The organism is Salipiger sp. ABF4_146 (genome assembly GCF_056161345.1).
In genome coordinates, this window is sequence record NZ_JBSWYX010000050.1 from 1 (window position 1) to 8,174 (window position 8,174).

General features: G+C 64.3%; 5 protein-coding genes. 2 read left to right on the plus strand and 3 right to left on the minus strand.

Features of this window, described 5'->3' with window-relative positions; all coding sequences use genetic code 11:
* Positions 1-62 precede the first annotated feature (62 nt).
* Both ACXAJT_RS27235 and ACXAJT_RS27240 read left to right on the plus strand, forming a co-directional pair.
* Positions 63-674, plus strand: coding sequence for an efflux RND transporter periplasmic adaptor subunit (locus tag ACXAJT_RS27235; RefSeq protein ID WP_475242066.1), 612 nt, complete (start codon positions 63-65; stop codon positions 672-674).
* Positions 675-685: 11 nt separating this feature from the next.
* Entirely contained in the window at positions 686-3,811 is a 3,126-nt protein-coding gene (locus ACXAJT_RS27240) for a multidrug efflux RND transporter permease subunit (RefSeq protein WP_475242068.1), read from the plus strand.
* Between the two features lie 303 nt (positions 3,812-4,114).
* Here ACXAJT_RS27240 and ACXAJT_RS27245 read toward each other — a convergent pair whose 3' ends face one another.
* From ACXAJT_RS27245 to ACXAJT_RS27255, 3 genes are all read right to left on the minus strand, one after another.
* Positions 4,115-6,013, minus strand: coding sequence for an alkyl sulfatase dimerization domain-containing protein (locus ACXAJT_RS27245; protein WP_475242071.1), 1,899 nt, complete (start codon positions 6,011-6,013; stop codon positions 4,115-4,117).
* 119 nt (positions 6,014-6,132) lie between these two features.
* Complete coding sequence (locus ACXAJT_RS27250) at positions 6,133-7,134, minus strand: DUF1214 domain-containing protein (RefSeq protein WP_475242073.1); 1,002 nt, start codon at positions 7,132-7,134, stop codon at positions 6,133-6,135.
* Positions 7,135-7,149: 15 nt separating this feature from the next.
* Complete coding sequence (locus ACXAJT_RS27255; protein WP_475242076.1) at positions 7,150-8,082, minus strand: DUF1214 domain-containing protein; 933 nt, start codon at positions 8,080-8,082, stop codon at positions 7,150-7,152.
* Positions 8,083-8,174 lie beyond the last annotated feature (92 nt).

An 8,174-nucleotide genomic window follows, 5' to 3' on the forward strand; every position in this document is an offset into this window, starting at 1 on the left:
CTTTCCAGCCATTCCGTAGTCCTCCTGTTCGCCGAAATCCTATCGGATTTCACGCTTCGTGGGTGGACCACTTCGAAGGGGCTGGCTCATATGCCGACATGCAGCAGCCGGTGTCTGAACTGCTGTGCCTGCGCCGCGCCGTGGATGCGGGCGAGATCACCGAACTGGCCCCCGGTGCCGCCGAGGTGGAGCTATTCCTCGATGACGGCTCGCTCTACCCGCATCCCGGCAAGCTGCTGTTCTCAGAAGCGTCGGTGGAGCGCTCCAGCGGGCAGGTGACGCTGCGCGCCGAGGTGCCCAACCCCGACGGCACATTGCTGCCCGGCATGTACGTGCGCGTGCGCGTGGCGCAGGCGGTGCGCGAGGCGGCGCTCGTCGTCCCGGCGCAGGCGCTGCGGCGCGATGCCTCAGGCGAGGCGCAGCTGATGCTGGTTGCCGAGGACGGCACCGTCGCGCCGCGCCCCGTCTCGGAGGGGCGCAGCAGCGGCAATACCCTCACCATCGAAGATGGGCTCGCCCCCGGTGACATGGTGATCGTCGACGGCTTCCAGAAGATCGGCCCCGGCGCGCCGGTCACCCCGGTCTGCTGGACCGATCCCGCGGGCACCGATGATGCGCCCACCGACACCTGCAGCCGCGCCATCGACGCGCTGCAGCCCGCAGCCGCGAACTGAGGCCCCGATCCATGGCACGTTTCTTCATCGACAACCCTGTGCTGGCCTGGGTCATCGCGATCTTCATCACGCTGGCGGGGGTGCTGTCGCTGCCCTCCCTGCCCGTGGCGCAATATCCCAATGTGGCCCCGCCGCAGGTCACCATCTCGACCCGTTTTGCCGGGGCCTCGCCCGAGGACCTCTACCAGCAGGTCACCCGCCCCATCGAGGAAGAGCTGAACGGCATTCCGAACCTGCTCTATTTCGAATCCACCTCCGAGGCGACGGGCGCGGTGACGATCACCGTCACCTTCGCCTCCGGCAGCAGCATCAGCCGAGCCGTGGTGGAGACGCAAAACCGCCTGCGCCGGGTGGAATCCGCGCTGCCGCCGCAGGTGCAGCAGGAGGGCTTGCTGGTCGAGGAGGCTGGCAGCAGCTACCTGATGTTCGTTTCTCTCGCCGCAGCGCCGGGGTCGGGCTATGATTCCGTGGGTCTGGCCGATTACGCCACCCGCTTCGTGCTCAACGAGATTCGCCGGGTCGAGGGTGTCGGCAAGGCGCAACTGTTCTCGGCTGAACGGGCGATGCGGGTCTGGATCGACCCTGCGAAACTGGTGGGGCTGGACCTGTCGGTCACCGACATCACCGCCGCCATCTCCGAGCAGAACGCGCAGGTCTCGGCCGGTTCCGTCGGCGTGGACCCCGCGCCCGAGGGTCAGCAGACTCAGGCGACGCTTCTGGTCACAGGCCAGCTGCGCACCCCTGCGGAGTTCGGCCAGATCGTCCTGCGGGCTGGCGAAGACGGCTCCATCGTGCGCCTTTCCGACGTGGCGCGGATCGAAATGGATGCCGAGTTCTACTCCTTCAAGGCCTATCTCAACGGCGAGGAAGCCGCGCAGATCGGCATTCAGCTCTCGCCCACAGGCAATGCGCTCGACACCGCCGAGGGGGTCCGCACCCTGCTCGACGAGCTGTCGGCGGGCTTCCCCGAGGGGGTCGAGGCGTCCATTCCCTATGACACCACGCCCTTCGTCTCCGCTTCCATCGAGAAGGTCGTTCACACGCTGATCGAAGCGGTGGCGCTGGTCTTCGTGGTGATGCTGATCTTCCTTCAGAACCTGCGCTACACGCTGATCCCGATGCTGGTGGTGCCAATCGCGCTGGCGGGCACGCTGGCGGTGATGCTGGCGGCGGGCTTTTCCATCAACGTGCTGACCATGTTCGCGATGATCCTCGCCATCGGCATCCTCGTCGATGACGCCATCGTGGTGGTCGAAAACGTCGAGCGCATCATGTCCGAGGAAGGGCTCTCGCCCCGCGAGGCATCCAAGAAGGCCATGGGCCAGATCTCGGGCGCCATCGTCGGCATCACGCTGGCGCTGATGGCGGTGTTCATCCCGCTGGCGTTCTTCCCCGGCTCAGTGGGTATCATCTACCAGCAGTTCTCGCTCACCATGGTGGTCTCGATCTTCTTCTCGGCCTTCCTCGCGCTGTCGCTGACGCCCGCGCTATGTGCGACCTTCCTCAAGCCGATCCCCAAGGGCCACGGCCATGCCCGCAAGGGCCCAGCGGGCTGGTTCAACCGCAACTTCGACCGCGCCTCCAAAGGCTATGCCGGGGGCGTGCGCGGGCTGGTGCAGCGTTCGGGGCGGATGATGGTGATCTATGCCACGCTGGTGGCGGGGCTTGGGTATGTCTACGTGCAGATCCCCGCCGCCTTCCTGCCGCAGGAGGACCAGGGCTACCTCATCGCGTCGATGCAATCGCCGCCCGAGGCCACCTCGTTCCGCATGCGCGAAGTGACCAAGCAGGCCGAGGCATTTGCCCTCGGGACCGAAGGCGTGGCCGACGTGGTGACGATTCAGGGATTCTCCTTCTCGGGCCAGGGGCCGAACGCTGCCGTCAGCTTCGTGACGCTGGAGGACTGGGCCGAACGCTCAAGCCCCGAACTGGGCGCCGCGTCCCTTGCCGGGCAACTCTCGGGGATGCTGTTCTCGATCCGCGACAGCTTTGCCTTCGCCATCTCGCCGCCGCCGATCCAAGGGCTGGGGACAGGCTCGGGCTTCAGCTTCCGGCTGCAGGACCGCGCGAACCTCGGCAATGCCGCCTTGCAGGAGGCCGCAGGCCAGATCATGGGCGCTGGCGCGGAAAGTCCCATACTTGGCCAGATGTACATCGAAGGCCTGCAACCGGGACCGCAGCTGCGTCTCGACGTGGACCGCGAGAAGGCCAATGCCTTCGGCGTCACCTTCGGCGAGATCAACCGCACCATCTCGGTCGCGCTCGGGTCGGGCTACGTCAACGACTTCCCCAACGACGGCAAGATGCAGAGCGTCATCGTGCAGGCCGAGGCCGAAGCGCGCAGCAGTATCGAGGAGGTGCTGAAGCTCAACGTCCGCAATGTGCAGGGCGGGATGGTGCCGCTGTCGTCCTTTGCCAGCGCCGAATGGGGCTTCGGCCCGTCGCAGATCGTCGGCTACAACGGCTACCCGTCGATCCGCATCAACGGCGAGGCCGCGCCTGGCTATTCCTCGGGCGAGGCGTTGGCCGAGATGCAGCGCATCGCGGCGGACCTGCCGACGGGCTTCGGCTACCAGTGGACCGGCCAGTCGCTGCAGGAGATCGAAAGCGGCAGCCAGGCGCCGATCCTGATCGGGCTGTCGGTGCTGTTCGTCTTCCTCTGCCTCGCTGGGCTTTACGGCAGCTGGTCGATCCCGCTGGCGGTGATGCTGATCGTGCCGATGGGCGCCATCGGGGCAGTGGCGGCGGTGACGCTGACGGGGCTTTCGAACGACGTATTCTTCACCGTGGGCCTCATCACCATCGTCGGGCTGTCGGCCAAGAACGCCATCCTGATCGTCGAGGTCGCCAAGGATCTCATCACCGAGGGGCGCGGCCTCATCGACGCCACCGTCGAAGCCTGCCGCCTGCGCTTCCGCCCGATCCTGATGACCTCGCTGGCCTTCACCATGGGGGTGATCCCGATGGCCATCGCCACCGGCCCCTCGGCAGCCAGCCAGAACGCCATCGGCATCAACGTGGTGGGGGGCATGATCTCGGCCACCGTGCTGGGGGTGATCTTTGCGCCGGTGTTCTTCGTTTTCGTGATGAAGCTCACCGGCACCCACAAGCGCATCGGCACGCCGCCGCAAGGCTGACCCCTGCCCCCGACATGACCGCCCCCTCCTCCGCTGGGAGGGGGCCGCAATCCGAAAAGACAAGATCACACGACCCCTAGACATATCCTCTTTCCGGCAATGCTCGCGTTTGGCGCCTGTAACGTCGGGCCGGACCACGAAACCCCGATCCAGCCCCTTGCCCCGCATTTCGCCGAAGGCAGCGCCGAGCCTGCGGGCGTCGGCAGGTCCAAATTGCCGTCAAGCGCCTTTCGCCTGAGGGCAACGCTTGGGGAAAGGCTTGCTTGTTCCGCAGGGGCGATGCACAGGCATGCCCCTGCCTAATCAGTGATTGTGGAACAGCGCGGCGACAGGCACGATCACAGCTTTTTCGGGAATGTAGCGGTCGAACATGTCGATGAGCCGCGCAGCTTCGCTCGCCTCGCCGGAGACCTCGATCTCTCCCTTCTCGATCAGCGCCTCTGGCGTCTCGGCACTGACGAAGATCTTGGCCCAGGTCTCGCCTGCCATTTTCAGGGTCATGTCGGGGTCGCGATAGTGCGTGTCCGGGTCGGCCACGAACTCGGCCACTGCGCGGCGAATATGCAGACCACAACTGCTGCCGTCCGAAAACGCGAAGCGCATCATCGCCTCCGTATCGCCACTCAGGTCCGGGTTAATGCGAACGCGGAAGTGATCGACGTAGGTTGCCGGGGAGGCCGCGATGACCTCCGGCGCGGGCGGAATGACCTTTGGGAGCACAACCTTACCTTCGAGCGCGAGGGCCTGAGACATCAGGTGCGCGCGATCGTTGGCGCCGGTGGTGACATAGGCCATCTGGCGCAACGCATCGGCCTTGGCCTGGCGCACCTCGGCGTCCTCGGAATCGAGGCGGTAGAGGTAGTTCACCAGTTGCGCGGCCCAAGCGTATTCCTTCTTCTCCATTGCCTCTGCGGCAGCTTCCAGCACCGCCTCGCGGCCTCCCATCAGCGCAACGAGACGCTCGGCCTCGTCCCATGGCGCGACCGGTTTGAGGTTGGCGGCATCGTTATCGTACCAACCGACGCACTGGTAATGGATCGCGGGCGAATAGCTGGAGATCTCTCCGTAATTCTGCAAGTTGTTCGGTATCTCGTTGAGATACTCCGGGAAGGTGACCAGGTGGCGAAGCTCGTTCGGCCCTCTCCCGCCCAAAATGCCGCGCAGGCTTTGATCGAGCACGAAGCTTGCACCGTCGAGATAGCCTTCCAGCGTCTTCTGGATATCTTCCTTGCCGACGATGGGGCGAGTGGCGGCAGAGATCAGGACTTCGGGTTGGAGGTCGCGGTTCTGCTTGAGGCCTGCGAGCCACTCGCGGGGGTCTCGGAAGATGTCGCCGCGAACCGAGTAAAGCTGCGGCGGGCTCGACCAGAGCATGGTGGTGAGCAGGATCTCGCGCTCCGGCAGCCAGACGGTGGTGTGCACCTTGTCGTCCGAGCCGTACCGCGTGAAGAACTGCATCTTCACGCCGAGGACGTCCATTTCCTGCCCGTCCTCGACAGGCGTGTTCACCGGCATGAAGGCGCCCTCGTCGGGCTCGAGGGTGGTGGGGACAACCCAAGCGTCCGGTCCCTCGCTGGGCATGAAGGCATTGAACTGGATCATCAAACGCGCCGTCAGATAGGGACCGATTTCAGGGAAATATGCCGGCGCGCCACCGGCGTTCGCCTCGACCACATCGTTCAGGTCAGGGTGCCCGATCACCATGATATCGTCGTTTCCTTCGGCGAGCACACCGGCCCCGAAACAGGTATGCGAGTGGCCGTAGATGATCGCTTTGACCGGCTTATCGGAGACAGTTCGCAGCGCCTCGAACATCAACTCGCCATCGTGCCTGGTGTCGCCAGTATCAAAGGCGACCAGCCCGTCTGGCGTGTCAATCACCGCCATCGGCGCAAGCCCGTAGCCGCCAAAGACCCAGACCCCTTCCGCCGGGGTTTCGATGGTGGGTTCGGGCCATGCGACGGTATCAATGCCGTCGAGAAGCCGTTTGTTGGTGATGGCACCATTCTTGGCTGTGGCCAATTCGACCGGCGCGCCCATGTAGGCGTCGATCTGCGCGGTGGATGTCGAGATATCCCATGAGCCGGGCGCACGGGCGAGGGAGGGCGACGGTGCCAGTCCGCCCGCTGCAGAAACGGTGGCAAGTGCTGCACCAGAAGTCAGAAGATCGCGGCGGGTCAGTCCAAGGCATTTTTCACACATGGAAGAGTCCTTTCCTCAGTCTTATTCCAAAGGCTCGATCCCCGGAAAGCGCCAGCTAAGACTACAATTTCTTCCGGCCCGAGAAGATGATCTGCATCAATTGCCGCCCGGCGCGCCGCTTACCCTGCTGGCTCGATTTCGGGGAAGGTCCAGCTGCCGTCAAGGATCTCCTCCCGGGGCTGGTAGAGGCGGATCGTGTAGTTCCAGCCCTGTGTGATGGGGATGCAGTTGATGCGTCCATCGTCGCAGGCGCCGAAATGGATGGTGTAGGAGCCGTCATCGTTTGGCGTGGCCGAAGTCTGGTTGTAGCTGTTCCGGCCGAGGTCATTGGGCGCGAGGAAGCCGTCCGCGTCGTAGACGGTGATCGACCAGAAGGCATCCACCGGCACGTCGCTGACCGTGACTGCATGGGGCGTCTCGCCGTCGTTCAAGTCGACGGCATCGACAAAGGCGCTGGCCGTCGTGGCCGGTTGCCCCGCCCAGCCCGCCATTCCGATCAGGTGACCAAGGGGGTCCACCTCATCACGACGGCCAAAGGCGTTGCTGGCATCAAGGCCGACGGCGGCGGCGAGGTCATTGACCGCCTGGCGCGCCGCAGCAAGGTTTTCAAGGTCCCAGTTCGGCGCCTCGAAGGGGCCTTCGCCGCCGCCTTCGATGACGATGCCGTCCTGCATCGCATGAGCCCGCGCGGCGTCGTCCGGATCGCCCGCGTCAATGAAGGTGCGAAACAGGAGCATCGCGAAGCGGGTCCCGACCTCGTCCTCGGTCAACTCGTAGGAACCGGGCTCGGCATAGGCGAAGTTGTAGTGGTCCTGGCTGATCACCAGCACGGACTGAAACCGTCCGTCCCCCTCCGGCAGTGTCACCGTTGCCGGCTCGGAAAGGTCGAGAAAACCGCCGGAGTAGAGCGTGTCCTGGTTCGGCCGGATCACCGGCTGCGGCGCGTCGGCAGAGGTAACCTCGCGCTCGTGGAACAGCTCTCCGATCCCGATACCGTTGTCCGCCATGATCGCGCGGAACATGGTGTCGGACTCGGCGCGCATCAGGTTCTGGATCGTGATGTCCTCGGCAAGGGCGGGCAAGGGTGCGCAGAGCGCGAGGGCAAGGCAAAGACGTTTCATTGTTGATCCTTTCTGTCAGTTCACAGCTTCGACAGCCGGGAAGGTCCAACTGCCGTCGAGGATCTCGGGGCCGGGTTGGTACATGCGTACGGTGTAGTTCCAGCCCTCCATGATCGGCAGGCAGTTCACCCTGCCATCGTCGCACCCGCCGAAGTGGACCGTCATCGAGCCGTCGTCGTTGCGTTCGCCCATGACCGAATTGACGACGTAGCCATCAATGGTGTTTGGCTCGAAGAATCCCTCGGCATTGTAAAGGCTGACCGACCAGAAGGCGCCCACCGGAACATCGGCAGGCATTTCGAGTTTGTATTCACCGACCGGCAGTCTGGGCTCGACGCCCAGATAGAACGCCTCCTCTTCCGGCAGCAGACCCCAGCCAACCGCCGTGACGAGAAAGTGCAGCAACGGGTTGACCTCGTCCATGGCTCCGGCGGCGCCTCGGGATCCCGTCGTCGCATAGCGGCCCAGTTCCAGCGCTGCCCGCACGAGGCCCTCGAAGCTTTCCTCGTCGTAGTTCGGCACGATGAAAGGATTGGCGGAAGCCGCCTCGATCTTCATCGCGTCCTGAAGGGCGTTGACCGCCGCGACATCGTCGGGGTCGTCGGCATCGACCAGCGTCCGCATGAAGACGATGACGTAAGGCGTGTCAAACATCTCCATGTCGAGCGTGTAGCTGCCGCCACCATGGAACACCGCGTTCACATAGTGGTCCTGGTTCACGACCATCGCTGACATGTACCGCTCTCCAGCCTCCGGCAGCGTCAGCGTCGCGCCCGCGCTGATGTCGACGACCACGGTGCTGTAGACCGTATCGCGGTTCATCCGGATGGTGGGCTGGTCATCCACCGGGGCTGGCTCGCGGAAATGGAAAAAGCGATTAACGCCACCAGCGAGTGCCACGTATTTGTCGAGTTCGATATCTGTTGCCGCTCGGACGAAATTGTCCAAGTTAGGGTCAGGACCCATTGATTTGGTTGGACGAGCGTGATTCACCGTTCGAAAACGAGCGGTGAACATGTCTGATCTTTTTTGGCTGAGCG